The sequence below is a fragment of the Chryseobacterium sp. TB1-D10 genome, from assembly GCF_059803555.1.
This window is the reverse complement of record NZ_JAPFHB010000003.1, coordinates 332,352-358,458: the sequence shown is the minus strand read 5'-3', so window position 1 is coordinate 358,458 and position 26,107 is coordinate 332,352. Positions and strand designations below refer to the sequence as shown.

Annotated in this window: 32 protein-coding genes; 7 read left to right on the top strand and 25 right to left on the bottom strand. The window is 36.6% G+C overall.

The features are described 5' to 3' along the window. The first annotated feature begins 53 nt into the window (after positions 1-53). Complete coding sequence (locus tag OPU68_RS06215; protein ID WP_498473135.1) at positions 54-503, top strand: PA2169 family four-helix-bundle protein; 450 nt, start codon at positions 54-56, stop codon at positions 501-503. A 324-nt stretch (positions 504-827) separates the two neighbouring features. Further along, positions 828-2,264: an OmpA family protein gene (locus OPU68_RS06210; RefSeq protein WP_498473134.1), complete on the top strand. Its 1,437-nt coding sequence runs from the start codon at positions 828-830 to the stop codon at positions 2,262-2,264. 157 nt (positions 2,265-2,421) lie between these two features. Here the strand turns inward: OPU68_RS06210 and OPU68_RS06205 are convergent, their stop codons facing one another. The 6 genes from OPU68_RS06205 to OPU68_RS06180 form a co-directional block, all read right to left on the bottom strand. After that, complete coding sequence (locus tag OPU68_RS06205; protein ID WP_498473133.1) at positions 2,422-3,285, bottom strand: T9SS type A sorting domain-containing protein; 864 nt, start codon at positions 3,283-3,285, stop codon at positions 2,422-2,424. A gap of 177 nt (positions 3,286-3,462) precedes the next feature. Beyond that, positions 3,463-3,954 carry a hypothetical protein gene (locus OPU68_RS06200; RefSeq protein ID WP_498473132.1) on the bottom strand — a complete coding sequence of 164 codons (492 nt, stop codon included), beginning with the start codon at positions 3,952-3,954 and terminating at the stop codon, positions 3,463-3,465. A gap of 38 nt (positions 3,955-3,992) precedes the next feature. After that, positions 3,993-4,157, bottom strand: a complete 165-nt coding sequence (locus tag OPU68_RS06195) for a hypothetical protein (RefSeq protein ID WP_498473131.1) — start codon at positions 4,155-4,157, stop codon at positions 3,993-3,995. 584 nt (positions 4,158-4,741) lie between these two features. Beyond that, positions 4,742-6,415, bottom strand: a complete 1,674-nt coding sequence (locus OPU68_RS06190) for an ATP-dependent nuclease (protein WP_498473130.1) — start codon at positions 6,413-6,415, stop codon at positions 4,742-4,744. A gap of 135 nt (positions 6,416-6,550) precedes the next feature. Continuing rightward, the gene (locus tag OPU68_RS06185; protein ID WP_498473129.1) at positions 6,551-7,393 is read right to left on the bottom strand and encodes a transporter; all 843 of its coding nucleotides are present in this window, start codon (positions 7,391-7,393) and stop codon (positions 6,551-6,553) included. 155 nt (positions 7,394-7,548) lie between these two features. Next, positions 7,549-7,929: a response regulator gene (locus OPU68_RS06180; RefSeq protein ID WP_498473128.1), complete on the bottom strand. Its 381-nt coding sequence runs from the start codon at positions 7,927-7,929 to the stop codon at positions 7,549-7,551. Positions 7,930-8,145: 216 nt separating this feature from the next. On the opposite strand from OPU68_RS06180, the gene OPU68_RS06175 reads away from it, so the two are divergent. Then, positions 8,146-8,742, top strand: a complete 597-nt coding sequence (locus tag OPU68_RS06175; protein ID WP_498473127.1) for a Crp/Fnr family transcriptional regulator — start codon at positions 8,146-8,148, stop codon at positions 8,740-8,742. A 6-nt stretch (positions 8,743-8,748) separates the two neighbouring features. Here OPU68_RS06175 and OPU68_RS06170 read toward each other — a convergent pair whose 3' ends face one another. From OPU68_RS06170 to OPU68_RS06110, 13 genes are all read right to left on the bottom strand, one after another. Then, the gene (locus tag OPU68_RS06170) at positions 8,749-9,345 is read right to left on the bottom strand and encodes a Crp/Fnr family transcriptional regulator (RefSeq protein WP_498473126.1); all 597 of its coding nucleotides are present in this window, start codon (positions 9,343-9,345) and stop codon (positions 8,749-8,751) included. A gap of 310 nt (positions 9,346-9,655) precedes the next feature. Further along, complete coding sequence (locus OPU68_RS06165) at positions 9,656-10,243, bottom strand: YdeI/OmpD-associated family protein (protein ID WP_498473125.1); 588 nt, start codon at positions 10,241-10,243, stop codon at positions 9,656-9,658. A gap of 15 nt (positions 10,244-10,258) precedes the next feature. Then, positions 10,259-10,900: a tetratricopeptide repeat protein gene (locus OPU68_RS06160; protein ID WP_498473124.1), complete on the bottom strand. Its 642-nt coding sequence runs from the start codon at positions 10,898-10,900 to the stop codon at positions 10,259-10,261. Between the two features lie 51 nt (positions 10,901-10,951). Then, the gene (locus tag OPU68_RS06155; protein ID WP_498473123.1) at positions 10,952-11,281 is read right to left on the bottom strand and encodes a DMT family transporter; all 330 of its coding nucleotides are present in this window, start codon (positions 11,279-11,281) and stop codon (positions 10,952-10,954) included. A 101-nt stretch (positions 11,282-11,382) separates the two neighbouring features. After that, positions 11,383-11,694 carry a putative quinol monooxygenase gene (locus tag OPU68_RS06150; protein WP_498473122.1) on the bottom strand — a complete coding sequence of 104 codons (312 nt, stop codon included), beginning with the start codon at positions 11,692-11,694 and terminating at the stop codon, positions 11,383-11,385. A gap of 2 nt (positions 11,695-11,696) precedes the next feature. Then, entirely contained in the window at positions 11,697-12,374 is a 678-nt protein-coding gene (locus tag OPU68_RS06145; protein ID WP_498473121.1) for a type 1 glutamine amidotransferase domain-containing protein, read from the bottom strand. 122 nt (positions 12,375-12,496) lie between these two features. After that, positions 12,497-13,096, bottom strand: a complete 600-nt coding sequence (locus OPU68_RS06140; RefSeq protein WP_498473120.1) for a Crp/Fnr family transcriptional regulator — start codon at positions 13,094-13,096, stop codon at positions 12,497-12,499. Next, positions 13,072-13,653 (bottom strand): LOG family protein, encoded by a 582-nt coding sequence (locus OPU68_RS06135; RefSeq protein WP_498473119.1) that lies wholly within the window; start codon positions 13,651-13,653, stop codon positions 13,072-13,074. Before OPU68_RS06135 ends, OPU68_RS06140 begins: the two co-directional genes overlap by 25 nt. Before the next feature lie 3 nt (positions 13,654-13,656). Continuing rightward, positions 13,657-14,202 (bottom strand): XAC2610-related protein, encoded by a 546-nt coding sequence (locus OPU68_RS06130; RefSeq protein WP_498473118.1) that lies wholly within the window; start codon positions 14,200-14,202, stop codon positions 13,657-13,659. 7 nt (positions 14,203-14,209) lie between these two features. After that, on the bottom strand, positions 14,210-14,809 hold the full coding sequence (locus OPU68_RS06125) for a DUF6624 domain-containing protein (protein ID WP_498473117.1): 600 nt from the start codon (positions 14,807-14,809) through the stop codon (positions 14,210-14,212). 94 nt (positions 14,810-14,903) lie between these two features. Continuing rightward, complete coding sequence (locus OPU68_RS06120) at positions 14,904-15,671, bottom strand: alpha/beta hydrolase family protein (protein ID WP_498473116.1); 768 nt, start codon at positions 15,669-15,671, stop codon at positions 14,904-14,906. A gap of 133 nt (positions 15,672-15,804) precedes the next feature. Beyond that, positions 15,805-16,269, bottom strand: coding sequence for a hypothetical protein (locus OPU68_RS06115; RefSeq protein WP_498473115.1), 465 nt, complete (start codon positions 16,267-16,269; stop codon positions 15,805-15,807). 25 nt (positions 16,270-16,294) lie between these two features. Then, positions 16,295-17,632, bottom strand: a complete 1,338-nt coding sequence (locus OPU68_RS06110; protein ID WP_498473114.1) for an alpha-amylase family glycosyl hydrolase — start codon at positions 17,630-17,632, stop codon at positions 16,295-16,297. Between the two features lie 124 nt (positions 17,633-17,756). On the opposite strand from OPU68_RS06110, the gene OPU68_RS06105 reads away from it, so the two are divergent. Then, complete coding sequence (locus OPU68_RS06105; RefSeq protein ID WP_498473113.1) at positions 17,757-18,590, top strand: glycosyltransferase family 32 protein; 834 nt, start codon at positions 17,757-17,759, stop codon at positions 18,588-18,590. Between the two features lie 76 nt (positions 18,591-18,666). On the opposite strand, the gene OPU68_RS06100 is transcribed toward OPU68_RS06105, so the two are convergent. Both OPU68_RS06100 and OPU68_RS06095 read right to left on the bottom strand, forming a co-directional pair. Beyond that, the gene (locus OPU68_RS06100; RefSeq protein ID WP_498473112.1) at positions 18,667-19,329 is read right to left on the bottom strand and encodes a 3-keto-disaccharide hydrolase; all 663 of its coding nucleotides are present in this window, start codon (positions 19,327-19,329) and stop codon (positions 18,667-18,669) included. A 91-nt stretch (positions 19,330-19,420) separates the two neighbouring features. Next, positions 19,421-19,798 (bottom strand): winged helix-turn-helix transcriptional regulator, encoded by a 378-nt coding sequence (locus tag OPU68_RS06095; protein WP_498473111.1) that lies wholly within the window; start codon positions 19,796-19,798, stop codon positions 19,421-19,423. A 92-nt stretch (positions 19,799-19,890) separates the two neighbouring features. Between OPU68_RS06095 and OPU68_RS06090 the strand changes: the two genes are divergently transcribed. Continuing rightward, the gene (locus tag OPU68_RS06090) at positions 19,891-20,976 is read left to right on the top strand and encodes a Gfo/Idh/MocA family protein (RefSeq protein WP_498473110.1); all 1,086 of its coding nucleotides are present in this window, start codon (positions 19,891-19,893) and stop codon (positions 20,974-20,976) included. A gap of 136 nt (positions 20,977-21,112) precedes the next feature. Then, a complete protein-coding gene (locus OPU68_RS06085) occupies positions 21,113-21,679 on the top strand; it encodes a hypothetical protein (RefSeq protein WP_498473109.1) in 567 nt (188 codons plus the stop codon). A 128-nt stretch (positions 21,680-21,807) separates the two neighbouring features. Here OPU68_RS06085 and OPU68_RS06080 read toward each other — a convergent pair whose 3' ends face one another. The 4 genes from OPU68_RS06080 to OPU68_RS06065 form a co-directional block, all read right to left on the bottom strand. Beyond that, a complete protein-coding gene (locus OPU68_RS06080) occupies positions 21,808-22,143 on the bottom strand; it encodes a carboxypeptidase-like regulatory domain-containing protein (protein ID WP_498473108.1) in 336 nt (111 codons plus the stop codon). A 10-nt stretch (positions 22,144-22,153) separates the two neighbouring features. Beyond that, positions 22,154-22,828 (bottom strand): DUF2461 domain-containing protein, encoded by a 675-nt coding sequence (locus tag OPU68_RS06075; RefSeq protein ID WP_498473107.1) that lies wholly within the window; start codon positions 22,826-22,828, stop codon positions 22,154-22,156. Positions 22,829-22,920: 92 nt separating this feature from the next. Further along, a complete protein-coding gene (locus tag OPU68_RS06070; RefSeq protein WP_498473106.1) occupies positions 22,921-23,838 on the bottom strand; it encodes a T9SS type A sorting domain-containing protein in 918 nt (305 codons plus the stop codon). A 98-nt stretch (positions 23,839-23,936) separates the two neighbouring features. Beyond that, positions 23,937-24,671: a DNA-formamidopyrimidine glycosylase family protein gene (locus OPU68_RS06065; protein ID WP_498473105.1), complete on the bottom strand. Its 735-nt coding sequence runs from the start codon at positions 24,669-24,671 to the stop codon at positions 23,937-23,939. 71 nt (positions 24,672-24,742) lie between these two features. Here OPU68_RS06065 and dgt point away from each other — a divergent pair, with 71 nt between their 5' ends. Beyond that, entirely contained in the window at positions 24,743-26,101 is a 1,359-nt protein-coding gene (gene dgt, locus OPU68_RS06060) for a dGTP triphosphohydrolase (RefSeq protein WP_498473104.1), read from the top strand. Positions 26,102-26,107: the final 6 nt, after the last annotated feature.

The following is a 26,107-nucleotide window of genomic DNA, read 5'->3' as shown; positions in this document are numbered from 1 at the left end:
GGGCACAGCGGGCACCATTATTGCAAAACTACGAGTACACTAAATAAAATATTATGAACAACGACAAATCAATTCCTGTACTGAACGATCTTCTAAACATTACAAACGACAGAATAGCGGGCTTCTCAAAAGTTGAAGACAAAGTCTGGGAAACACGCTCCGATCTTAAATCGACTTATGATGATATGGTTTCAAGATCTACGGATATGAAAAATGATCTGATCAATTTGATCAACCTGAAAGGTGGTCAAGTAGACAATTCTACCAGCGTGTCGGGTGCATTTCACAGGGCTTGGATCGATGTGAAAAACACTTTTGCTTCTGATAAAGATGAGTCAACACTGGAAAATGTAGTTTTTGGAGAGAAAGCAGCAATCGATGCTTACCAGGATGCTTTGGATAGTGGCGATCTTTGCCCGGAGAGTAAAATTTTGGTCACTGAACAATTGCTTCATTTGAAAGCATCTTATGCCAAGTTCGAAACTTTAGAAAGCATCAGCTAAATTTTGAAAAATGGCTTCCGGCATTATGTAACCTAAAATTACATAAAAATAATGATGAGAAAAAATTTAAAACCTTTCAAGCAATTGAAAGGTTTTTTTGTGTGTTGATTTCGTGAAGTTTACATCTCGGATTTAACAGATAACGACTGTTAAAATTACTATCTGTTATGCTTTGAATAATTCAAAATAATAAAGTATTATAATTATTGGTATGGTAATTGAATAAACGATCCCATCTTACCAAATACTTCGGTATTTAGGCTAGTATAGTATAGTTATTCCAATTGTACTATTAATAATTAAAACAATTTAAATTTATTTTATATGAAATCAAAATTAACTATTTTGTCATTGGCCTTGGCTTGCCCGGCAGTAATGTTCTCGCAGGAAATGATGCAGACAACTTCAACTACAAACACAACTCCAGTAGAAACGCCTATGGATGCTTCTCCAAAATTCAACAGCTGGTCTGTTTCCTTTGGTGGTGGTATTCCTTGGATGCAAAATGCAGATCTGAAATCCATCCAGAACGATAATACACTTATAGGCTATTCAGCATATTTCAGTATTGATAAAGCTATCTCTCACGCATTTGGTTTGAAGTTACAGTACGACCGTGGCGAAACAAGACAGGGTTATTTCAATACTAAAGATGCAGCACCTGCAAACGCAGCAGCTAATCTTCAGGTTGGAGCAAGAACACAATACGATGCGATCTCACTTTTGGGAGACATCAATTTCTCAAACCTATTAAGAAGAGTGGATAACAAATCTCCTTACAGATGGGCGCTTCACGGTTATGCTGGTGTAGGTGTATTGGCTTACCGCGCTTACCAGAAGGATGAATTCGGTCAAAGAATGACGACTGAGAAAGAGGCTTTCAAATTTAATTCATTGTTCGGACAGGCTGGTGCAGGTTTGAAATATAAAATAAGTAACAGAATAGATATCGAAGGAAGATTGATGTATGTTGTAAGTGGTGATGAGCAATTCGACGGTGGTGGAAACGACCAATACAGTGCTGTTAACAGAATCAGCGCACACACTTCTGATAATTTCTTCAATACGACATTGGGTCTTACCGTTCATTTAGGTGGAAACACCAACAGTGTAATGTGGCACGATCCATTGCAGGGAATTTACTCCAGAATAGATGAGCTGGAAACTAAAGTTGATAATATCAAACTTTGTAAAACTGGTGATGTGGATAATGACGGCGTTTGCGACGATTGGGACAGACAGCTTGATACACCTGCAGGTGCAAGAGTTGACGGTTCCGGTGTAGCATTGGACGTAGATTTGGACGGTGTGATTGACCTTAATGATAAATGTGTAACTGTTGCTGGCCCGGTTGAAAACGCTGGTTGTCCTTTGACAAACGCAAACACAGGAAATGGTACTGTATCTGCTGACGAAACATCAATGAGCGGAATTGAATTTGATTTGAATTCTGACAGAATCTTGCCAAACAATACACCAGTTCTTAACAGTGCTATCAACTATATCAACTCTACCAGCGGATCTTACGTGGTTGTAGGAGCAACTGATACCAGAGGAACTGCAGATTACAACCAGGCACTTTCTCAAAGAAGAGCTGATAATGTGAAACAATATCTGGTGACCAACGGTGCTAATTCTTCAAAATTAGAAACACAGGGAAATGGTAAAATGGATTTGAAATATCCTGAATGTGACCCTGCATCCAAATGTCCTGAATGGAAAAATAAAGCAAATAGAAGAGTGTATTTTAAAGCAAAATAAATTTTACAATTCTATCTTTCGAAGACTGTCATCTTTTTGGCAGTCTTTTTTGTTTAATGATGAATGATTTTCAGTAATTCAAAAATATAAAGTAAAAACCTCTCATAATTTGAGAGGTTTATTACTTTTATCTTATTATTTAAAGTAATTTCGAAAATTAATTCTTAATAATTTCTGAAGATTGTACTTGTTCATTCTCCGATTTTGTTTGAATAATATAATTACCTTTTTGCAAGTTTTCTAAATTTATTTTTTCATTAGATTTGGTATTTCCTGATTTAATTAATTTTCCTGTATAGTCAAATATCCTAAATTCAAAATTTTTATTTTCTTTGTTTTGAACTACGATAAAATCTTTAGCAGGATTTGGAGCAATTCTAATTTCAGTATTTGTGATTTCTTTTACAGTAAGCATTGGGGAATTCCTAGCCATTATATTATCGATATCCAAGATAGTTTCTACTGGTTTTCCATCCCAAGAAGGCACATCACTGTGAAGAATTCTTGTTTCAGTAACTGTTTCGAATGTGGTGTAATAATCATTTAGTCCACCTGTTCTTACAACCGAGTTTTCATCAATTGGAAAGTTAATTGTCTTCCAACCCGCACCAGGTAATACTGCAATAGGATTAATGGTCGACCATGTCTCAGTCGTGAGCGCAGGATTATGATATCTGAATGACATTCTTAAGAAAACAACATTAGATCCTGAATTACGAACATCCATAGAGACATATGTAATTTTATTAGCGCCATTTCCTTTGCGGTAATTTCCAATCCATTGTGAATTGTTCAATGTCATTAGATTTAGGTTAGCACCTGTTCCGCTGGAGGTAATACGTAAGAAATTATCATCTGTTCCTTTTGGTCCACCATCATATATATTAACGTTAGGAATACTGTTGTTTTTGGTCCAGTTACGAGTTGTATAATCTTCAAAATCATCTTTTTGTCCCAAAGTTACTTGAGAAGATGCTAATAGTGGAATGCAAAATGTTGCAATAAGTAATTTTGTTTTCATAGCTAAATTATTTTAGTCGGCAAATTTATATTTTTTTAAGGATTTATTTTTATGATCCATGTAATAAATACATTTGAATATTATTTAATTTGAATCATATTACAAGATTAAATTTTTTCATTTTAGAAATGTAAAAGAAACCTCTCAAATCATTGAGAGGTTTTTTATTTTAAAGTTTTACACCGGCGCAGGTGGCGGCGTATTATCCGGCAATCCATCCGGCGTATCGTAGATGATGTAATCGTTGTATTTCGCTTCATCTGTTTCATAGAAAATATCCTGGCCGATGCCTGCATATTTTGTAACCAGACTGTAAAGTTTGTTTAGCGCTTCTATGCGGTCTTCAGTGGCAAGGTCACGGTTGGAGATGCCTTGTGCCTGAGCATCTATTGCCAGATCCAGAGTTTCCCGCTGGCTGATGAGTGTGGTGATTTTGTCTTCGGTAAGACCTTCCTCTGCAAGTTCATCAAGATATTTGGAAGCTGTGGTAGTGGTGCTTTTTGCTGTTCTTACCAGTTCCGAGTCACTTTGCTGGCTGATTGTGGCGTTACCGAACTCCTTGTATCTGGCACTGAATTGCCCAAAGACATTGGCTGCCATATTGAAGATACTTCGCATACTTCTTTCCACATCGTTTCTTGCGGCATCTTTTTGCTCGGTCAGTTCCATTTTGATGGCTTCAAACTGCTCGTCAATTGGGAACTCATCTACAGTGTTGCGTACGGTTGTGAATTCTGTTCTCTTTTTGCTGTCATAACGCGGTCTGTGAACTCGGCGATGTCTCTGTCTATAAGATCTATGAACTCATCCGCTTTCTGTTTCATTACGGCATCTGTTAAAATAAAATTTCTTTTTACCTGTTCTTTTTTCATAAGAAATTTGGTTTTTGAGTTAATAAAATTGAATTGAAAATGGTTTATAAAAATTACTATTTTGTGTTAGGGTAGTTTTTAAATATGACTGTAAAGTGCTGATATGTAACAAATTGTACTTGATCGCCTCAACTAAGTGGTTGAACGGTTCAACTAAGTACTTGATTGCCTTAACTAAGCGGTTGATAGAGGTGACTAAACGCTTAGATGCCATAACTAAGCGGTTGAATTGCCCAACTAAACGGTTGAAAGCCTCATCTGAAAGCTTGTCCGGAATTTCTTAATACTTTTCTCGCTTTACGAAGGGGTAATTTGTCTGTAAAAAAGTGGAGTGGTGCCGGCAAAGATTCTTGCGCGGGCTGAAGGATAAATAGTCCCGATCATCATTTTTGTTTTTTTTGTGTTCTTATCACAAATATAAAATTAATATTGAATAAAAATGATTGTCCGATAATTTTTTTTGTGGAAACAAAGATTGGGTTGATTAAAATGGGAAACCCTCGCTTGGGGGCGAGGGTTTAGTTGTCCTTTGTTTATAAGCACGAATTGCAAATCCACGCTATTGAGTCATTTTTTCATATAAATTATTCTTTATTCCATTGTTTTATCAAAAATATCATCTGTTGGATTTTTACTTTTAAATCTAAAGTGACTAAATCGTTTTCATTAATATGATCGACAAGTTGTAAAGCAAACTTATTTTTGTTTAAATTATATTTTATCTTTTTTGCTTTTTCATTTTTATCTAAAATTTCTTCAAACTTTAGATTAGCATTTATTCCAATTTTAGTTTTTATGTTATGCGATTTTTCAAGCCATTTATTAATCGTCATATCAGTAATATAATTTTCTATCTCTCTCCCTTTAGTCACCCAAATTTTTTCTTGTCCAATCTCTTGTATAATTCTGTTTTTTGTTTCATTAAGTTTGGCAGTGCTACTTTTACCATCTCTATCTAATACTACAAAACAATTTCTATTGAGTTTTAATAATGGAATTAAATCTTCTTTCAAATTTTCATAATCTAAAGTGATGTTTGATAAAAGACGACCACCGTAAAACATAATTGTATAATGATATCCTTCTTTTAAAGCAGGATCAAGTAATGAAAGCCATTTATTTATATAAATTCTATCACTTGGGCCTTCAACCCAGATTATTGAGTTGCTTTGAAGAATATCACTTGCTTTAATATCTAAGTCTTCTAAAATGTGATTCAACTCCGAATATTGATTTATTGTCTTTACGTCGGTTTTATCATCCTTTCTTGAGATATGTAATATTTGTGTGTTGTCAAGTTTATAGTATAAATCAATAACAATGTTTGAGTGTGTTGTAAAGAAAAATTTACAGTTATATTCTTGAGAAAATTTATGAAGATAATAGTAAAGTCGTCTTTGTTGTGAAGGATGTAAATTATTTTCTAATTCTTCTAAAGCAAAAATATATTTCGATATAGGCTTATCTTCAATACGCGGTTTGATTAATATTAAAATAATAACTAATAAGATTGTTTTTACACCACTACCCATCTTAGATAAAGGTATTCTTCCATCAATATCATTTTCGAAAAAAATTTCCCATTTTTCATCTTCGTTTAGTTGAACCAAGATTCTTGTAAATAAAATATCAGGATTCGTAATTTCATTTATATGCTCAAGTAATATTTTCTCGACCAATGTGCTATCTAAGTCACTTCTATTAATTATTTGTTGAATAAAATTGGTTGCTCCATCACCATTAGGTAAAACATCTTTTTTAGCAGATGAAATTTCAGGTTGAATATCCCTTTCCGCTGTTAAGTGAACAAAATATTTATTATCGAAAATAAGAGGAATTAATCTAATGTAATTATCGAAGTATCTCCTCATATCATTAGGTATATCTTCATCTTGAACACTTAAAAAAAGTTTTCCTAGTTCAGTAATTTGGAATGAAATGATCTTGTTTACATATCGAAGACCATATTCCTGATGATTAACACCATATCCTATTGTCCCACCACTTACATTATCTGGAAAAGATTGTTTTATAAGATCCTCGGTCATCTCATAATTAAAAGTTAAAATAGGATGCTTACCATTTCTCTGTTGTCCAGTAAAATCTTTATTGAATAATATTAAGTATTTTACAATATCAATGATTGAACTTTTGCCAGAATTATTTTTTCCAATTATTATATTGATATCATTAAAGCTCGTAATATCAGCTCCGGTTTCTCCAAAGCATTTATAGTTTTGAATACTAAAATTTTTCATGTAGTGATATTTGTTTGAAAATATACTGATAGGTAAATTTAAATTATTTACACCAATATTTCTAATGTCTATTACGAATCAAAAAAACCTCACTTTAAAGCGAGGTATTATTATTTAAAATGATATCTAAAATTATCAAAGCCTAACAGAAGCCCCAACAAAAAAATGCTTCGCTGCGGTATGCTGGATTCCGAGATTCAGGCCTGCATCCAGTTTGAAGTCTTTGGCAACATCCATCTGGATAGCGGCGTTGATGTAATTGGAGAATTGGTGCGCTTTGAAATCGTAGGTGTAATAGGTTTCGGCAATGCCATCCAGACCTTTGATGATAGCGTGGCTGATGGTAAGGGTCTGTAAAAATTCTGTGTGCATCGCCTGCTCATCCTGATCTTTGAGACGGTCTACTTCTACCTGAAATCCGAGATGCCATTCCCCGGGAAGCTGGTACTGCATCGGGACAATCACTCCGCCTTCGAAGCGGCTGCCTTCATATTTGGAGGTTGGAAATTTCACGTAAGGCAACAATGCCAGTGCGAAGTTACCACTATCGTTCCCGATCAGATTCTGCTTGATCCTAAGTGTGAGGTCACCGTGACCGTCAGTTATTTCTTTTTCATCAGTGTCCAATTCCTTTTCGCTTTGTCTGCCGTAGGTCTGGAAGCCAATCTGAACAGCGGTAGAACCTGTGATACCGATTTTGACATTCATCTGATTGATGAGGAATGTATTGGTCTGTGTGGTTTCGCTTTGTTCTCTGATGGTTCTTACCAGATCTGTTTCCATCTGGAAGTGGCCGGCATCTACGGTGTATGGGGATTCGGTGACATCGGGACGGTCGGTCTCCATCTCTCTCATCTGTGAGCGGGGAACAGGATTGAAAAGTGAGAACTTCTTCTGTGCAGCCTGCTGCCCGGATCCTTGGAAAGGAATTAATAACCCGCAAAGAAGAACTGTGTAAAAAATGTAATTTTTATTCATACCGATGATTTTTAGTAGTGAGATTTTGTAATATGAAATCAGTAGAATAAAAGCTGTGCCGTAAATGAAATAGGTGACAGTAATTTGTAAAATTTAGTTAAAAATAAATCACAGTAAATAGATTAGAACTGTTTCCACATTCAGTTTATCTAATATCAGCAAGGGTGTTTTTTGTCCGAAGTAAGTTTTTCTACCATTTCTTCTAATTCATCTATATTAAAAGGTTTAGAAAGATGCCCATCTGCAGAAGCCTGGGAGGATATCCTGGCTATATCATTTTTTGCAGTCACAATGATGACGGGAATAGAGTGGTAGAAGTCGTGATTTTTCAGTAATCGGGTAGCTTCTATGCCGCCTATCATTGGGATATTTACATCCATCAGAATCAAATCCGGTAAAAAAGTACTGACAATTGGAATGATATGATCCACTGTCTCTGCCATCTCTACATCATATCCAATCTCCTGGAATATGATAGAAACGACCTCCAAGGTAGCAGTATCATCATCAAAGATCAAAATTTTCTTCTTATTCATATACGCTATATTTGGTTCGATAACTCCTTTATCTGTGGTAGGAATTGCATCATTTTACAATACTCAAAATTAGAATTTCTCCTCAATCTTGTTTATGATTATGATCATATTCGTTTTTCTATGAAAAAGAAGGATTTTAAGATTTTTGTTATCTGTATAATTTTAAATCTTTACAATTTTGTGTAAATTCGGTCTATTAAAATATGAATTTCAAATATGCTGATATCAGAGGCGCTTCTTGAATCTTACGGCGCAACGACAGAACATTTTAAAAAAGGCGACATCATCTTCAGTGAATACGAAACGCCAAAGAATTATTACCAAATTATTTCCGGAAGCATCAAACTAAACCATTATAATGAGCAGGGAAAAGAACTGATATTTGCCATCCTGAGCGAAGGCCTGAGTGTTTGCGAAATGCTCCTATTCATAGACCACACATTCCCAGTGAATGCTGTTGTTTTTGAGAATGCAACGGTACTGCGGCTGTCAAAAGAAAAATTCATTCAGATGCTGGATGATCATCCAAAAGTAGCGAGAGATGTTAATAATTTCCTTGCAGAAAGGCTTTATCAGAAGTATATTATGATGGAAAATAATTCATCCCTGTACGCAAATGTAAGAATCAAAGGAGTTTTGGATTATCACAAAAGCTTCAGTCCGAACCAAAGCCAATTCTCATACTATACACCTCTCACGAGGCAGCAGATAGCGGCCATGACCGGATTGAGAGTAGAAACTGTTATCAGAAATATCAAAAACTTTGAAAAAGAAGGTGTCTTAAAAATTATTAAGGGAAAAATCTACTACTAAGATTAATTAGTAAAAAATCTTGCGGTTTTTGATCGTAACAATATTGTCTTTTTCCATAATCTTCAGAGTTCTGATGGTAGTCTCCACACGCAAGCCTGTAAGACTTGCCATTTGCTGTCTGGTAAGTGGAATCTGAAAAGAAAAAGCGGCGGTTTCGGTTTGTGAGCTTTTAAGATAATCCATTAAAACTTTAAGTTTTGTTGCAGGATTTTTTATAGAAATAATCTGTCGCATTACAAATTTGGAAAACAGAGAATCCGCAAGATTTTCTATCATATTGACCTTGAGATCGGGATTGTCCTCCAGCATTTTTAAAAATTTGATTTTGGAAATCCTCATTATTTTGCTGGGAGAAATGGCGACTGCATTGGCCGGATATTTTTTATTGATAAAAAGCAGAAACTCTCCAATGCTCTGTCCTTTTGCTGCAATGCTCTGGATGGATTCTTTTCCATCTTCACTGAGGTTGTTAAGCTTAACATCGCCTTCGATGATCTGATAATAATAGTTAGGTAAACTGCCTTCTGTAAAAATAAAATCCCCGGTGCTGTATTCTTTTACTTTTCCGCCCGATAATTTTAAAAGGTATTCTTCGATATTCATTTATTGTCTGCACTAAAAAATTTCACAATATTATCCTTGTGATAATCTGATGTTTTAAATAAGTTTTTAATAAAATTTCACGTGGTTAAAAGCGACATCTAAAGAGAAGAATAAAGGGCGTTGTAAGCGGGTTTTCATAGTCTAATTTTTCAGACCAAAAATAATTAGAACTATAGATTTATAGTATGATTTGGGTCATATTGAAAAAAAGTAGAATTGTCTTACAAATAAGTGCTTTTGCGGAATAATTCATAATAAAAAAGCCTCACTTTAAAGTGAGGTCTTTGGATTATATAATTATAGGAATTAGTTAAAATTGCTTTGGCTTTATTTTCTTTTCTGCGGCATCCGCAATCTCAAGGATTCTTTTTTGTCTGGTCTCAGGTCTTTTGGCAAGGACGATCCATTGGAGCATCATTTTCTTTGCAGATTTACTGAGGCTGAGGAAAAACTCTGTTGCATCGGTTTTTTTGGACAGTTCGAGTAGGAGATCTTCCGGGATGGTAAGTTCTTCCACACTGTCCAAGATTTCCCAGGAGCCGTTTTCTTTTGCAAGAGTAATGATGTCTAATCCCGCTTTGGACATTCTGTTTTCGGCGGTTAGTTTTTCTATTTTTAGTTTATTGATTTTGGACCATGTACTTTTGGGTTTCCGTTTGCCGAAATACTGTATGGAAGATTCGTCGTCCAGCTTTTTCTTGAGACTGTCTATCCACCCAAAACAGAGCGCTTCGTCCACAGCATCGCTCCAGCTGACAGATGGTTTGCCAGATTTCTTGTTGTATTGAACCAGCCAAATCCCATTGTCGCGCGTATGATTTTCTATGAGCCAATTGCGCCATTGTTCTTGCGTTTCGGGGTAGAAGGTTTCTTGGATTTTAGAGGGTTTGGAGATCATATCAAAAGATCATATTTATTCTTTGAGACTTTTCTTAATTATTTTTGATGCATTTTGTTCAGTAGTAATCACCCATTTTATTACATTTTTAGGAGGTCTGCTTGTTTTAATTTTTTCAATTAGCTGCTTTGTCTGTGCATAATCCGTGGCATTTGGTTGTAACTCTGTGTACATGTTAAGGGTCTCCAGCATTCTGTCTACTTCCTGGTAGGACAAGCCTTCTGAAAAAAGTAAGTTGCGATATGCATTTCCAATATAGTAATTAACAGCATAATATTGCTTTGAACTTTTGTCAATCAACGGATAAGCTTTTTCAAAATATTTGATAGCTTGTACAAAATTCGGAGTTTCTCTTGAGTAATTGTTTATACCACTGTACCAAAGTGATGCAACATTTAAAGAATCTTTTTTCAGGATTTCGTCCAGAGTTTTTTGGGCTTTGTTGTTCTCTTTTTGATCCATCTGAGCCAATGCAATCTGATTTTTCAGAATGAGATTGTCTGGTTCCTCTTTTAGTCCATTTTTAAAAATTTCTTCTGCTTCTTTTGGTTTGTTTTGATTCAGCAAATCGTTACCAGCAGACAAATAGTCAATTTTTTTCTGTGCAAAAATTGATACTGCGAATAAAGTAAAAAGAATTAAAGCTATTTGTTTCATATCTTAAAAGTTGATATTAGAAATATAAATTAATTAAAGAAGAAATTGTTTCTAATGCATCGCAGATTTTGAAAATAAATTAATGACTAAAACGCCGATGATGATGATTGCGATTCCTAAGATGGCTGGCAGATCCAATTTCTGTTTGAAAAAGAAAACGGACACCAAAGCCGTCAAAACAATTCCTAATCCTGCCCAAATCGCGTAAGCCAAACCCAGCGGAATCTCCTTGATGGCGTGGGAAAAGAAATAAAAACAAGCTATAAATGCAATTACCGTAATGAAACTCGGCCATAGTTTTGTAAAATTCTCCGACCGCGCCAAACAACTCGTTCCTAAAACTTTCAGGCAGATTGCTAATCCTAAAAATAGATATTTCATTTTTGAATTAATTGATAATAGAAAATGTAGTTTTTCCTAAACGAAAGTAATCAAAAAAGCTGAAGTTTTCACCTCAGCCTGTCATCCATAAATGTTTTTTCTTATCCTAAATCCAACTCAGAAGCCAAAACAACTTCTCTGTTTTCCAAAAGAGGAATGATTTGTTTCACTGCAATTCCCTGATAATGATCGGAGTTTTTATGTGATTCTATACTCGCCATATCTCTGTAACTTTCACTCAGCATCAAGGTGTTGGGTTCAGCATTATCCTGGTAGATTTTGTAGAACAGATTGCCTTCTTCGTTTCTGCTTTTTTCGATTAATGACGGAAGCAGATCCAAAACGGTTTGTAATTCTCCATCTTTCACTTGCCATTTAGCAAAGATGAAGATGTGTTGTGTTTGATTTTCCATTATTAATTTTTTTGATTTAGTAAAGCTACTATTTTCTCACCAACACCTTTTGCAGATGCAGGATTTTGTCCTGTCACGAGATTTCCGTCTTCGATGCTGTGTGCGGACCATGGCGCTTCTGCGTGGAAGATGGCACCTTGTTTTGATAATTCGGTCTGAAGATCAAAAGGAACATCTGCGATCGCGTATATTGCTTCTTCCTCAGTGGTAAATGACGTGATTTTTTTTCCATCAACTAGATATTTTCCATTACTCAGCTTTACATTCAGCAAAGAAACCGGACCGTGACAAACTGCACCTACGACTGCGCCACGCTCATAAGTTTCTGCAAGTACTTTTTTCAAAGTCTGATGTTCCGGCATATCGACCATTGGTGCCAATCCGCCTGGTGTGAAAACGGCATCGTAAACGCTGGTATCCACATCACTTAGTTTGGTTGCTTTCTGCATTTCTGCCCAGCCGTCGCCGGTTAGGAATTTCAAATTGTCCGGGTCGCCAGCAAGATCTAGTCCGTCAAGATAAGGCGTGTCGCCGGTTAATGAAGCAAAATCAATCTGGAATCCTGCATTCTCAAAATCTGCATAAGGATGTGCCACTTCCGGTAAAAATGTTCCGGTCCTTCTGTTGTTTGGTCCAATTGAATTGGCGTTTGAAACGATGATTAAAACTTTCTTTTTCATACCTTATAATTTTAATTGATGATTATTTAAAATTGATAAGACAAAAGTAGGTTCAACACAGCTTTGAATAGAAGGAGCTGAGTCACAAAAAAAGTGTGATCGTAATCACACTTTGGTATTTTTTATTTGGAATAAAGCCTGCTCAGCGTTTCCCTGCTGATGCCAAGATATTCTGCAATCAGTTTTTTTGGAATTCTTTGAAGAAGATCAGGATAAAGTTTTGAAAATTCTTCGTATCGCTGTTGTGGCGTGCTGGAAAGCAAAAGTTTCACTCTTTGTTGGAGCGCAATGTAACCGTTGGTGAGTTTCATTCGGTAGAAATGTTGCATCTTATGAAGTTCCGAAGACAGTTTTTCCCTTGCGTCTAATGATGAAACCAAAACTTCGCCGGCTTCAATGCATTCAATATACATGGTTGCTTTTTTGTTTTGGAAAAATGCCTGATAATCGGACATCCACCAGTTTTCTTTGGCAAACTGCATAATGAATTCTTTGCCTTGCTCGTCCAGATAAAAAACTTTGAAGATGCCTGACAGAACCAAAAACTCATATTGAACTTCATCACCTTCGTGAATCAGAAATTGATTTTTCAAAGTTCTTTTTGGTGAGAAGAATGGTTTTATTAATTCAAATTCATCATCAGACAATGAAACGATTTCTTCGATATGTAGACGCAGTTTTTCCATTGGTTTTGCTTCTAAAGCGTTTCTTTTGTGATCCACTTTCCAACTATTGGCGCTTCGTAATTTTTCATTTTATCCAATAATTCTTCAATATTATTGCTTACAATCAGCATGTCATGGTTCACCTGTTTCAGAAAACCTTTATCAACTGTTGTTTGGATAAATGTGATTAAAGAATTATAAAATCCATCAATATTCAGGATGGCAATTGGCTTTTTATGAAGTCCCAATTGTGCCCAGGTCAGCATTTCGAAAAACTCTTCCAAGGTTCCGAATCCGCCCGGCAAAGCAATCACGCCGTCGCAAAGATCGTTCATTTTGGTTTTTCGTTCGTGCATGGTTTCCACCAAAAATAATTCGGTCAAATGATTGTGGGCAATTTCTTTTGACTTCAAGAAGTTGGGTAAAACGCCAAAAACTTCACCCCCTTTTTCCAAAACGCCGTCTGCTACAGCGCCCATCAATCCTACGTTTGCACCGCCATAGACCAATCCAATATTTTCTTCCGCCAGTTTGTTTCCTAATAAAGTGGCTTGTGTTTTATAAATCTCATCGGTTCCGAAGCTGGATCCGCAAAATACGGTTACTCTTTTCATAATTTATTTTGATAGTTTCTCTAATGCCTTTTGATATCCATTATCATCAGCATCGGAATGCTCATCATATACAATCTCGTCCAGATCTGTGATTGTATTTCCCTGAATTTTATAGAATTTGATGTAATCTCTTCCTGAAACCACACGGCTCTCGATGAGTTTGTAATCTTTATTATATTCCGGATTTTTGATGGTTTCAAAATCCTTTATTTTCGTAAAGTTCTTATTTTTCCTGTCGTAAAGATAAAGAAAATAGGTCCAGTTGCTTCGGACGTCTGAACTGTTCTGGATCAAAATATCTTTGATGCCATCGCCATTGAAGTCTTTTAATTCAATTTCTCCAACTTTGCTGTAAACCGAATCTTCAACAATTATCTTTTTGTTTTTGGTAATTGTGAGATGATAATTGGGAAGATCTTCTCCCAAATCTTGGATTTTTCGAAATGAAATTGCAATCTTGTTATCTCCATAAACTTTCTCATCATATTCATTCTGTGCAGAAATCGTTATGAATAGCAGAAGTAAGATGAGGGAAAGTGGTATTTTCATTTGTTATTTATTTTGTCCAGCCAACCGATTTTTTCCATTCTTCCATTTCCTTTTTTCTTTGATTAAGATCTTTTGGTGGCGAGTGATTTTCTTTCTTAGCTTGGGTTATTATAATCTCTGTTTGTTCTTCAAGTGTGTTCAGACCGATAGATTTTCTTCTTTGATTGACATTCGTAATATTATCAAATCTGTTTGGACTTAGTTCTCCATTTTCGTCCCAGTCAAATTGAGTTCCGTAAAGTTGGGGTTTATTTTCAAAAGTGGCAATCCTGTCTGTGAGATAAGCTAAATTTCTTGGATCAGCTTTCTTTTTTCTGACTTCAATTTCTAAAAGTTCTGCACACTTTCTCATAAATTCAGGTTTGCCAATAGAATGCTGAATCACTAGCCAGGCTGCATAAGCTGCTTCTTTGCCAATTTTTTCTATGGTTGGAAATCCAATAATATCGATAATTCCATTCAAAACTTCCGCATTGTAATTGTGAAGTGCTTCCATTTCTTTGTTGTAACCTTCGCCCAATTTTCCTTCTGAAATCAATTGGTCACGAAGTTCAAGATCCGCGTTTTGAAGTCTGATTATGATTTCTGGAATGTCTTTAAAATTCATAGATTCGAAAGTAATAAATTGAAATTGATAATAAAAATAACGAGGCTATAAATTACTTAAAATAGCTAAAGCTAGAAGCAACCCCGGATTTTGACTACTTCGAATGTCGCTTAAAAAATTCTGTGATTTCCGGTAATGATTCTTTTGGGAATGCGTGTCCAGCATTGCTCTGTTGCAGAACCAGCTCAGTTTTGTTTTTTCCTTGGAAGATCGTTTTATCGCCATCAATTTTTCCTCCTGTTGTAATTGCAAGATTAGATTTTACAATCGGAACAGAATTATTTTGGCTTTCAAAAGATACAATTTTGTCATTTTTCCCTATATACATCCATACAGAAACGGGAACTGCTCCTGAAATTAAATTACCACCCTGAGCTGATGCGGAACAGATCGCAGTAATTTTATCGCCTCTTTCTTTCCAGAGTACATTAACGAATCTTGCACCGTTGGAATGTCCGAGAAGATAAATCCTGCTGTCATCCAGTTTATAATCTTTATGAATTTCTGTAAAAACTTCATCAAAGAATTTGACATCGCGCTTTTCGAGATCATCCGTGAAGATCTGCCAGCCGTTCATGCTTCCGTCTGGATCCAGACCCGGAACTTTTCGTCCTGGTAATCCTTCCATAAAGATAACGAGAGCATCTTTATAATAATCCTGAATATTGATCCTCCGGCTTGCAAAACCGGCATTCCCACCGTGACCGTGAAAAACAAAAACAACAGGTAATTTATCAGATTTCGTGCTTGGTTCAAAGATGATTGCTTTTCTGGAAAGCCCGTCAATGTTATAAATTTTGGTAATCTGTGAAAAAATAAAAATGCTGCAAATCAAAAATAGAAAACCTAGTAACCTTTTCATAATGTAATTTTCATATTTGATTTGATATAAAAGGTAAAGTTAAGGTTTGTTTTATATAAAAAAGATCAAAATCTGAATGGTCTCTAACATCAGTTTAAAATATTATAGTGTAGTAGATCGCAAATCTTCACAGCTAAATCCCGCGGTTCGCAGAATCTGGCAGGCTAGCAAAGATCTTTTTTCTGAATATTAAAAATTGCACTAAGTTTGAAATTAAGTATATTAATAAGAAAATCAGAAATGTTCTCAAAAAATTAATTGAAAAATCGGCTGACAAATCATTAGCCAGATACATTGTCCAAATGATATAAACAGTCACAGCAATAGGAATCCCTAAAAATGTAAGCATGGATAAATAAAAGTGATTACCAATTTTTTCAAAAAGATTCAGAAATAAAACGAGTGAAGAAATAAGCATTCCGATAAGATAAATCAGTGAATATCCAAGACTGAGTAATAGATCCAGAATAAACATAAAGGTTTCAAAGAAACTGTCATTTCCGACCTCCGTTTCAGAAATGACGATCCTGTAAATGATGAATAAAGCAATGCTGATCAGTATATTGAAGATCCAGAACCTAAAAATTAATTTTTTCATCCTTGATTGTTTGCGATTTTGTACTTCAGTCAAGTTTTGATGTCGTCTGATGCAGAACCAAATATTCCCAGGGTTCCATTGTCAACATCATTGTTCCGGAAACCGTCTGCAGTTTGTTACCAAATAGATTCATATAAATCCCGGTGTCAAATGATGTATCAAACTGAGCGATGAAGCTTTCCTTACTGAGATTAATAAAAGTCAAAACCTTATCGCCATTCTTTTCCCGAACGAATGAAATCACCTGATCCATCCTGTCATTCATGATCCTTACCATTTCTCCGCCATAACTTCCGTTCCACAGCGCCTGGTTTTTATGTTTCAGTTTAAAAAGGGTAGTGTAGAGCGCTTCATTCTCGTGGGATTTCCAGTCAATAGGATCTTTCTCAAAAAATGCTAATGAACGATCCAGTCCTGCTTCCTGTCCGCTATACACCAGCGGAATTCCATCCATCAAAAAGGTGAAAACCGTGACAGCTTTCAAAGCCTCGCCAAAGTTGCTGTACTGGTTGCCTTCCCAGGAGTTTTTATCGTGATTATCTATGAAATTCATCCGGATTCCGGCTTTCGGGAAGATAGAAACGTGCTCTGCGATGTAAGCTTCAGTCAGATTCTTCACACTGATATGATTGGTTGCAATCTGGCGTAGGATATTCCATAGTGTCCAGTTGTAGGTAGAGTCAAAGGCTTTCCGGTGAAGCTCCTTATCTTCAGCTTCTGCCAGCATAAAAACTGGTTTTATGATGTCTAGCTCTACTCTTGCATTTTCCCAGAAATCAATCGGAACAAAACTCGCAATATCGCAGCGGAAGCCGTCAATATCGTATTCTTTGATCCAGAATTTCATGGCGTTAGTCATATATTTCCGAAGTTCAGGATTTCTGTAATCGAATTCTATAATGTCATCATAATCCCGCCATCTTGTGGATTGAAAGGTTCCTTTTCTGGACTTCATATACCAGTCGGGATGCTGCTCCACCAGCGCATTATCCCAGCTTGTATGATTCGCAACCCAATCCAGAATCACGTACATTCCCAAGTCGTGAATGGCTTTTACAAGACTTCTGAAATCTTCTTCATTCCCAAACTCTTCATTGATCCCCAAATAATCTTTAACGGAATAATAACTTCCCAAACTTCCCTTCCTGTGAAGCACTCCAATGGGCTGAATCGGCATGAGCCAGATGATATCAACACCCATTTTCTTCAGCCGCGGCAATTGTTTCTCTACAGCTTTGAAGCTTCCATCTTCAGAAAACTGGCGAATATTAAGCTCGTAAAGTGTGGCGTTTTTCACCCAATCCGGCGTTGTGATCTTTACGTATTGTTTCGGTTCGTATCGGTTGTTATCTAGTTCTTTCATACGGTCATTAATCAAAAATAAAAATGGTAACGAATATCATACCTATCACATCATTTCTACATCAATGAAAGTTTAAATTTAGTTTATTAAGTGTTTTTTTACAATAAATTATAATTAAGGTTTGATGTTTGCAAGGAAAAAACGAGTGACAGTCAATTGTCTTGTTTTAAAACCCAAATACATACCTATGATTCCAAAAAAAATACATTTCTGCTGGTTTGGCGGCCAGCCCAAAACTGAGTTAGCAACACATTGCATCGATTCCTGGAAGAGAATCCATCCTGACTTTGAAATTGTGGAGTGGAATGATGATAATTCGCCTGTAGATGATAACAATTACGTGAAAGAAGCTTATGCACAAAAGAAATGGGCATTTGTCTCAGATTATGTGCGCTCCAAAATAATGTACGAGCACGGCGGAATTTACATGGATACGGATATGGAGCTAAAACTTCCGCTGGATGAATTTCTGGATGAGAAAGCCGTTTGCGGTTTCGAAGTGAAAGGTGTTCCTTACTCCGCTTTTTGGATGGCAGAACCTCAGCATCAGTTATCCAAAGACTTCGTCGATTATTATGACAAACAGGAAGGCTTTGTTGAGCGTATCAATACCGATATTTTCTCTGAAATGCTTGAGAAAGAATATGGCGCAGACCGCTACAGCGACACGATCCAAAAGTTGAAACACGATGTAACGCTTTATCCTTCAATTTATTTTTCTCAGGACTTACCGAAGAATTATGTCAGCCATCATTTCAGCGGCTCATGGTTTGGCGGCGATGAGGAAAATACGCACAAAAAAATGGTGAATACTTACGGATTACTAGAAAGACTTGTCAATGAGCCGGGAACCAAAGAAGCACTAGAAAGCATTATCAATGAACACAAAATCATTGATGTGAATGATATTCTGGATTTGATTCCGAAAGATAAAATCAGGGAATATCTGAAATCATAAAACAAATTACCTCAAGGATTTCTAATCTAAAAGGTTTTTAAATCCAAATGATAAACTATTCCGAAAGAGTGATATTTTAATTTTCATTCTTTCGGATTTTTTTTAAGCTGATATTCCTGAAATCTATTGCCGAACCTTCATAGTTTAAAGAGATTCTGCCCTCTACAGAAGTGGCTTCCGTTGCTTCATTCACCAGTTTTCCGTTCAGATATTGGGTGATCTTTCCGTTAAAAGATTTGATGACGATAGAATTCCATTCGCCGTAAGGTTTTTCATTTTCCAGGAATTTGGGAGAAGTGACACTTGCGCCGAGCTCCACCAGTTTTCCATTGACTTTTGCAGTCACCTGATCCAGAAAGACAAAATCCCCAGTCGTATTTTCCTTGATCTGAAACTGAATCCCTTTTGGCCAAACCTTGTCCGGCGAGTCGGTCGGAATATTGTACATCACGCCGCTGTTTTTCTTGCCTTTCCCTTTGTATTGCTCATCAAGATTCCAACGGTAATCCAGCGTCAGTTCATAGTTGGAATAGCTTTTTTTAGAAATCAGATACCCCACATTTTCGCCGTGCATTCTGATTATGTTACCAGAGAACTCGTAAGTTTTGGCAGGCTCCAGTTTTTCAGAACTTGTTTTGATGTAGGCGTACCAGTCATTCTCTGTCCAGGCTTTTTGCTGGGTGGTGCAGGAGGATAGGATGAGGAGAAAGGCGAGGACTGGAATTAATTTTTTTAGCATAGAGAAAATTTTGATAGATTAAAATTCAAAAATCGATGACAACCGTATTCTTTTCTGGTCATAAATATCAAGCAGCATTTTTGTTCGATTACTATTTTAGTGTTGTTACTTTTTCAAATAGTTCCATCTTATGTTTAGCGCCCCATTTGTGTAGTTCTGTGCAAACAGGCATCAGATCTTTTCCAATTTTCGTTAATTCATATTCAACTCTCGGCGGCACTTCCGCATAGACAGTTCTTGTTATCAATCCATCCTTTTCCAATTCTCTTAACTGTAGCGTAAGCATTCTTTCTGTGATGTTATTGATGATCTTTTTTAATTCTCCGAAACGCCTTTTCTCTATTTGCAATTGCAGCAGAATAGGAAGTTTCCACCTACCACCAACCAGCTGAACTGCGTAGGTAACATTGCAATCTGTTATGAAAATTTTGTTTTGATTGTTTGTTGATGTTTCTTTAGTATTTGCCATTACTTACATTTTTGTATGTACCTTACAATTGCATGTGTACTGTACAAAGCTAATTGTTTGCTTATAAATTTGCAATTCAAACAAAAAGAAAAATGAAAACAAATCGTATCAAAGTCGGAATTATTGGTTTAAATCCGGATAGCCATTGGGCATCAAAATCTCATATACCTGCCTTAAAATTTTTGGAAGATGATTTTGAAATTCTAGGTGTAGCAAACACAACCTATGAAAGTGCAAAAAGAGCCTCCGAAGCTTTCCAAATTCCCTATGCCTATCCGAATGCGGAAGCTCTGATCAATTCACCGGAAATAGATTTGGTCATAGTTACCGTGAAAGTTCCTTATCACTTTGAGTTGGTAAAAGCTGCATTAGAATCAGGCAAAAACGTTTACTGCGAACATCCACTCGGAAACGGTTTGGAAGAAACCAGACTTTTAGCCGAAATGGCAGCCAAACAAAATGTTGTCTCAGTTGTAGGAACTCAGATGGTGGTAGCACCTGAAATTTTGTACTTAAAACAACTTATAAACAATGGTTACATAGGAAAAATGCTATCCACAACCTTGATTGGTTCCGGCGGGAACTGGGGAAATGAGACTGTGGCAGATTTATCTTATTTGTCAGATAAAACCAATGGTGCTACTATGCTGACGATACCATTGGCACATACATTGGCTGGGGTTACCAGTGTATTAGGAAGTTTTTTGGAACTCAGTTCCAAAATGACAAGCAATTTCAATACGGTGAAAGTGTCGGAAACTGGTGAGGTAAAACTGAAAACAGCAGAAGACCAAATTATGATAATTGGTACATTGACAGGTGGTGCAGCCATTTCTGTGCATTACCGTGGTGGCATATCACGAGGTACAAATCTTTTATGGGAGATTAACGGAACAGAAGGCGATATACAAGTGAGAGGTAATCTTGGACACGGACAGCTGGTGCCACTTTCTATTTTTGGAGCAAAGGGAGCTGAAAAAGAACTCCAGCTAATGAAAGTCCCTGCTGAGATTATGAATAATTTTCCCGAAGATCCAATAGTAGGAAATGTAGCCCGAATCTATAAGTTGCTCGCAGAAGACATTCAAAACAATACCCGAAAAGCACCTTCTTTTGATGATGCTGTACAACTTTTTGAATTACTCAATACTATAGAATGTTCTGCAAAAAATGGATAGTGCATTGTCCACTTATGGATTTGATGTAGTCTTTTGATTCCCTTATTTATAAAAAAATAATCCGCCAAACTTAAATTGATATTAATAAAATATTTATTTTAGAATCTCAATTATATCAACACAAAAAAACACAAACATGGCGGAAAGTAAAAACAACATCATCACACACGGCCTTAGCGGTAAAATAGGAGACCTTATTGTATTCAGCCAAAGATACGGCAAAACCTATGTGTCCAAAGCACCAAAGCACAAAACCGTAGAAGATTCTCCAAAACAGAAAGATCACAAGCTTAAGTTCCAGAGAGCCACTCTGTACGCAAAATCAGTAATCAATAATCCGGATCTCAAACAGATGTATTCCGCAAAAGAAGACAATTCCAAAGGGATGAGCATTTACAACGTAGCGATGAAAGACTTTTTCAATGCACCGGAAATACAATCCATAGACCTTACAGCTTACAAAGGAAAAAAGGGAGATCTCATCAAGATCATAGCCGTAGATGACTTCGCTGTAAAAGTCGTATCCGTTAAAATAGAAAATGCAAATGGCAGTTTGATAGAAGAGGGTACAGCCATAGATTCCGGCTACGAATGGATCTACACCGCCACCACAAACAACGCAAATCTCACAGGATCCAAGATCGCAATATCAGCAACAGACCATCCTGCCAATCTGACACAGGTAACCAAAATAATGGAATAGAGAAAAGGTACAGCTAGGGTACGGAAAGTGTACAGAGAGTGTACGGACGTAGCTTCCAAAAAATAACTGTCAAAATGACAAAAGCCACCCAATCCGGATGGCTTTTTTATGTTTAATATTTCTACAGACTATTTCCCGGTAGAAACCCGAAGTCTGATCTCAGCAGTATCTTTCTTTACAAACCGGTATTCTGTGGTTTCGCCTGCCTGATGCCACACAGAAGGAATGGTATCAGTCTGATAGCCATTTTTAGTGAAAATCAATTCGCCGAGCCATTCTGGGCTTCTGTCCAGTTTGAAGTAGCCCGTTGCATCCGTTTCGGTTTGTCTGTTTCGGTAGAGTTCTGAGACCGTCACGCCAGCCAGAGCTTTGCCGTTTTCATCTGTCACTTTCCCCTGATAATAATCGTTGATGGAATCACAGGAACACAAGGCCAGTAAACTGAAGCTGATTAAATATCTCATAGGTTTTCAATTAGTGAGATCCGGAAATTGCCTCATTCAGGAATCTATTAAAAGGATAGATCTCTTTCAGTACTTTCACCGTATTCTTTACAAAGTCCTTATCCAAAACATCGGCATCGGACAAAGGATGGAACACGGTAAACTGCTTAAACTTAAGATAGTCACCCATTGGATCTTCCTTATCAAAACCCTGAGGCACTCTCACAAGTTTGGTTCCCTGCAGTTCCAGCAAATCTTTTAATGATTTCTTATTCAGGATGTTGAGAAATGCTTCGCCGTCTGAACTGATGGCTTCGCGGATGGCTTTCAGGTTCTTCGGTTCGGTCATATAAACACCGCCTGCCAGGAAGGATTTCCCAGGCTCAAAATGAATATAATAACCGGCGTGATTCAGCGTTTTCGGGCCTTTCTCTACCAGTGAAGCACCGAGATTGGTCTTGTAAGGCGTTTTATCTTTGGAAAACCGGGTGTCTTTATAAATCCGGAAAATACAGTTCTTAGCTTCCAGCCTTTCCACACTGGAGTCAAATTCTGCCACTCCGGTGATGATCTCATTCACGACATCTTCAACATTGGCTTTGGCATCCAGATAGACCTGTTTGTTTTCATTAAACCATTCTCTGTTGTTGCTGATCTCAAGGGTAGACAGGAAATTAAGGGTCTCCTTATTGACAGTTGCTGACATTGCTTAGATAATTTTGAATAAAGATATTTAATTCTAAGATTATTTCAACAAAAAAAATCCCGCTCAATGAACGGGATTTGAAATTTGTTATCTTACTGTTTGATAATTTTGGAACTGTAAGTTTTACCTGCTGTATTCTTTAAATTAATAATGTAAATACCGGATTTTAATTGATTAAGATTGATTTCGTCAGCATTTCTAAACTCAGAAACCTTTTGTCCAACCGTGTTGTAAACTTCAATAGTTGATACTTTTTCGCCATTCGGCAAGTTAAGTTTCAGGATGTCTTTTACCGGATTCGGATAAAGTTTGATATGACCTTTAGTCGCATCATTTACTGCTAATACTTCATTGTTGATTTTCAAATTATCGATGTATGCACTGCCTCCGAAATTATCGTGAACAAAGTTGATTCCTGTAATATTGGTCTTGGCAAAGTTCTCCATCGAATGGATTAGAACGCCATCAATATAAAAATCTATTTTGTTTTCTGAAGTTACCGTTTTCAGTTTGTACCATCTGTTGGCTTCCCAGGTGAAGTTGGCATTTTCGTAATCATAATCCTGACTGTTTACCACTTCCAGATTGCCAGTGTAGTTGAAAGAATAGATAGAAATCGGCATAAACTCATCCGTGTCCACAATTCCAAAAGTTCCAAACTCAAAAGTAGAGCCGTCCAATTCTGTTATGAAAACATCAAACTCTACAGTCGCAGTCTGGTAATTGTAAGTATTGTCAAACAACTTAGCAGCTCCGAATATAGGGAACCAGCCAAAATCTTCATCAGCATCCACACTTATTTTAAGCGATTGTGTACCTTCTGAAGCTTTTTCTGAGGTAATTACCTGATTGTTGATTGGTTCTTCGTCGTTATTCAATGTGACTTCCCAACCGTTTTGTCCATTAACATTTCCAAGCGTATAAGCTTCTGAACTTTCGAATGAAATGCTGTTCTGAGCGAATGTAAATGATGAAATAAGAGATATAATTAATAAGTAATTATGCTTCATAATATAAAATTTTGCCAATGATAAGTAAATTTAAATTGAATTCAAACCTTAAAAAAGTTGTGTATTTGTAATGCTTTAAGAATGAGAAAGTTTAGGAATCAATATAATTTCTGATCCTTCCCGCAGAAGAAACTGGATCGTTTCCCTTTGCCTGTATCTTTTCGGATGATTTCTTCGCCACATTTCGGGCATTTCTTCTGATGATAAGCCTGCCAGTGTTTACTAAGTGTATTGGTTCTTTTCCATTTCAGAAAATCGAAGCTGTAGTTTCTGACTTCTGTCAACAGATCATTGAGTTGCTTAGTGGGAAGATTACCCACCTGACTTTCCGGATGAACACCAATTCTGAATAAGACTTCGTTCTTAATAATGTTTCCGACACCAGAGAAAATCTCCTGATCCATCAGCGCGTCACAAACCATCATTTTTGGTTCAGCTTTCATTTTCTTTTTTGCGTTTTCGGGATTCCAATCGTCGCTCATTACATCAACTTCCCAATCGATCGTTTTAAGGAAATCATTATCAACTGATTTAACAGAACATGTATAGAAAAACATCTTTCCTTTTTTGAAAGTTAATCCCAGTTGCAGGGATTTTTCTGGCTTTGTCTGCTCGTCAACTTCGTAGGAGCCGAACATTAATAAATGAATCCTGATACTTACATCATCAAAAATCAGGTAAGTTTGTTTCCCGTAAAGCCTGATTTCTTTCAGCACTTTTCCGACGAGGTCATCTTTATCAATCTTCGCGTTTCCGGTAGCGGAAACCACTTTTTCTCCAACCATTTTCTGGAGATCTTCTTTCATCAAAACAATAGTTGGACCTTCTGGCATAATGACTTTTTTGATAAATTCTCAAATATTATTCCGTTAAAAATAAAATATAACTTATTTTTGAATCCATTATGGATCTGAACTCAATTTATACCAACCAGCGCACCGGAAACCACCAGCAGAACGTGGTTTCGCGAACAGATTTTCAAAGAGACTTTGACCGCATTATTTTTTCCTCAGCCTTCCGAAGACTTCAGAACAAAACTCAGGTTTTTCCTTTGCCGGGAAGTGTTTTTGTGCACAACCGTTTGACGCATTCTCTGGAAGTGGCTTCTGTTGGCCGTAGTTTGGGAAGTCTGGCTGGCGAATTCATTTCAGAACATTATAAAAGCGATATTAATGATTTGTCCAAGGATTTTTATCAGCATCAGCTTCATAATGTAATTGCATCGGCTTGTCTTTGCCACGACATTGGAAATCCGGCATTTGGGCATTCCGGTGAGGATGCAATTGCGAGTTATTTTGAGAAAAATGAAAATCAATTAAAATCCAAATTCAGTGAAAAGGAATGGGCAGATTTGTTAAATTTTGAAGGTAACGCCAATGCAATAAGAGTTCTGACACATCAGCAGCAAGGGAAAGATGAAGGCGGCGCGCAACTGACTTACACCACATTGGCAAGCATTGCAAAATATCCCTGTGAATCTATTGCGAAGAAAAAAGGCATGATCAACCGTAAGAAGTTTGGTTTTTTCCAGAATGAAAAGCAACAGTTTCTCGATATTGCCAAATCAACCGGAATGGCGATCGAAAGTGAAGAACCAATTATCTTCAAAAGACACCCGTTTGTCTGGCTGGTAGAAGCGGCGGACGATATTTGTTATAATATAATCGATATGGAAGATGCACACAAACTCGGAATCGTCAACACATCTGACTGTGAAAATCTGTTTCTTGATTTGATTAAATCTGTAAATCCGGACGACATCAAAAGAGTAGGAGACAAATTGGATATTATTACCAATAAAAATGAACGGATTTCTTATTTGAGAGCCAAAGTCATCAATTCTCTAATTAATAAAACGATGGAGCTTTATAAGAAGAATTTTGAAAAAGTCATAGACGGAACTCTGGACAAAGGAATTCTTGACCTATTCAAAACAGAAAGTTCTTCACTTACCGAAATTGAACGTTTTTCAATTGAAAAAATCTACAATCACAAAGCCGTTATTGAGATCGAAAACGCTGGCTACAATGTGATGTACGAGTTATTGAATCACTTTATCCCATCCATCATCAAAGAAAAAGACGATAGGAAATCTTACGATAAAATGGCATTGAAACTGATTCCGCAACAATTTATTTATGACGACAATAGTATTTATCAAAAAACTTTGGGAGTTCTGGATTTTGTTTCAGGAATGACGGATAACTTTGCAACAGATCTTTACAGAAAAATCAAGGGAATTGATATTGGAATGACGATGTAACTCTAA

Excerpts from the sequence above, each read along its gene's own strand:
- OPU68_RS06215 (WP_498473135.1), top strand. The coding sequence starts at position 54 with ATGAACAACGACAAATCAATTCCTGTACTGAACGATCTTCTAAACATT.
- OPU68_RS06210 (WP_498473134.1), top strand. The coding sequence starts at position 828 with ATGAAATCAAAATTAACTATTTTGTCATTGGCCTTGGCTTGCCCGGCA.
- OPU68_RS06205 (WP_498473133.1), bottom strand. The coding sequence starts at position 3,285 with ATGAAAACAAAATTACTTATTGCAACATTTTGCATTCCACTATTAGCA.
- OPU68_RS06200 (WP_498473132.1), bottom strand. The coding sequence starts at position 3,954 with ATGGAACTGACCGAGCAAAAAGATGCCGCAAGAAACGATGTGGAAAGA.
- OPU68_RS06195 (WP_498473131.1), bottom strand. The coding sequence starts at position 4,157 with ATGAAAAAAGAACAGGTAAAAAGAAATTTTATTTTAACAGATGCCGTA.
- OPU68_RS06190 (WP_498473130.1), bottom strand. The coding sequence starts at position 6,415 with ATGAAAAATTTTAGTATTCAAAACTATAAATGCTTTGGAGAAACCGGA.
- OPU68_RS06185 (WP_498473129.1), bottom strand. The coding sequence starts at position 7,393 with ATGAATAAAAATTACATTTTTTACACAGTTCTTCTTTGCGGGTTATTA.
- OPU68_RS06180 (WP_498473128.1), bottom strand. The coding sequence starts at position 7,929 with ATGAATAAGAAGAAAATTTTGATCTTTGATGATGATACTGCTACCTTG.
- OPU68_RS06175 (WP_498473127.1), top strand. The coding sequence starts at position 8,146 with ATGCTGATATCAGAGGCGCTTCTTGAATCTTACGGCGCAACGACAGAA.
- OPU68_RS06170 (WP_498473126.1), bottom strand. The coding sequence starts at position 9,345 with ATGAATATCGAAGAATACCTTTTAAAATTATCGGGCGGAAAAGTAAAA.
- OPU68_RS06165 (WP_498473125.1), bottom strand. The coding sequence starts at position 10,243 with ATGATCTCCAAACCCTCTAAAATCCAAGAAACCTTCTACCCCGAAACG.
- OPU68_RS06160 (WP_498473124.1), bottom strand. The coding sequence starts at position 10,900 with ATGAAACAAATAGCTTTAATTCTTTTTACTTTATTCGCAGTATCAATT.
- OPU68_RS06155 (WP_498473123.1), bottom strand. The coding sequence starts at position 11,281 with ATGAAATATCTATTTTTAGGATTAGCAATCTGCCTGAAAGTTTTAGGA.
- OPU68_RS06150 (WP_498473122.1), bottom strand. The coding sequence starts at position 11,694 with ATGGAAAATCAAACACAACACATCTTCATCTTTGCTAAATGGCAAGTG.
- OPU68_RS06145 (WP_498473121.1), bottom strand. The coding sequence starts at position 12,374 with ATGAAAAAGAAAGTTTTAATCATCGTTTCAAACGCCAATTCAATTGGA.
- OPU68_RS06135 (WP_498473119.1), bottom strand. The coding sequence starts at position 13,653 with ATGAAAAGAGTAACCGTATTTTGCGGATCCAGCTTCGGAACCGATGAG.
- OPU68_RS06130 (WP_498473118.1), bottom strand. The coding sequence starts at position 14,202 with ATGAAAATACCACTTTCCCTCATCTTACTTCTGCTATTCATAACGATT.
- OPU68_RS06125 (WP_498473117.1), bottom strand. The coding sequence starts at position 14,809 with ATGAATTTTAAAGACATTCCAGAAATCATAATCAGACTTCAAAACGCG.
- OPU68_RS06120 (WP_498473116.1), bottom strand. The coding sequence starts at position 15,671 with ATGAAAAGGTTACTAGGTTTTCTATTTTTGATTTGCAGCATTTTTATT.
- OPU68_RS06115 (WP_498473115.1), bottom strand. The coding sequence starts at position 16,269 with ATGAAAAAATTAATTTTTAGGTTCTGGATCTTCAATATACTGATCAGC.
- OPU68_RS06110 (WP_498473114.1), bottom strand. The coding sequence starts at position 17,632 with ATGAAAGAACTAGATAACAACCGATACGAACCGAAACAATACGTAAAG.
- OPU68_RS06105 (WP_498473113.1), top strand. The coding sequence starts at position 17,757 with ATGTTTGCAAGGAAAAAACGAGTGACAGTCAATTGTCTTGTTTTAAAA.
- OPU68_RS06100 (WP_498473112.1), bottom strand. The coding sequence starts at position 19,329 with ATGCTAAAAAAATTAATTCCAGTCCTCGCCTTTCTCCTCATCCTATCC.
- OPU68_RS06095 (WP_498473111.1), bottom strand. The coding sequence starts at position 19,798 with ATGGCAAATACTAAAGAAACATCAACAAACAATCAAAACAAAATTTTC.
- OPU68_RS06090 (WP_498473110.1), top strand. The coding sequence starts at position 19,891 with ATGAAAACAAATCGTATCAAAGTCGGAATTATTGGTTTAAATCCGGAT.
- OPU68_RS06085 (WP_498473109.1), top strand. The coding sequence starts at position 21,113 with ATGGCGGAAAGTAAAAACAACATCATCACACACGGCCTTAGCGGTAAA.
- OPU68_RS06080 (WP_498473108.1), bottom strand. The coding sequence starts at position 22,143 with ATGAGATATTTAATCAGCTTCAGTTTACTGGCCTTGTGTTCCTGTGAT.
- OPU68_RS06075 (WP_498473107.1), bottom strand. The coding sequence starts at position 22,828 with ATGTCAGCAACTGTCAATAAGGAGACCCTTAATTTCCTGTCTACCCTT.
- OPU68_RS06070 (WP_498473106.1), bottom strand. The coding sequence starts at position 23,838 with ATGAAGCATAATTACTTATTAATTATATCTCTTATTTCATCATTTACA.
- OPU68_RS06065 (WP_498473105.1), bottom strand. The coding sequence starts at position 24,671 with ATGCCAGAAGGTCCAACTATTGTTTTGATGAAAGAAGATCTCCAGAAA.
- dgt (WP_498473104.1), top strand. The coding sequence starts at position 24,743 with ATGGATCTGAACTCAATTTATACCAACCAGCGCACCGGAAACCACCAG.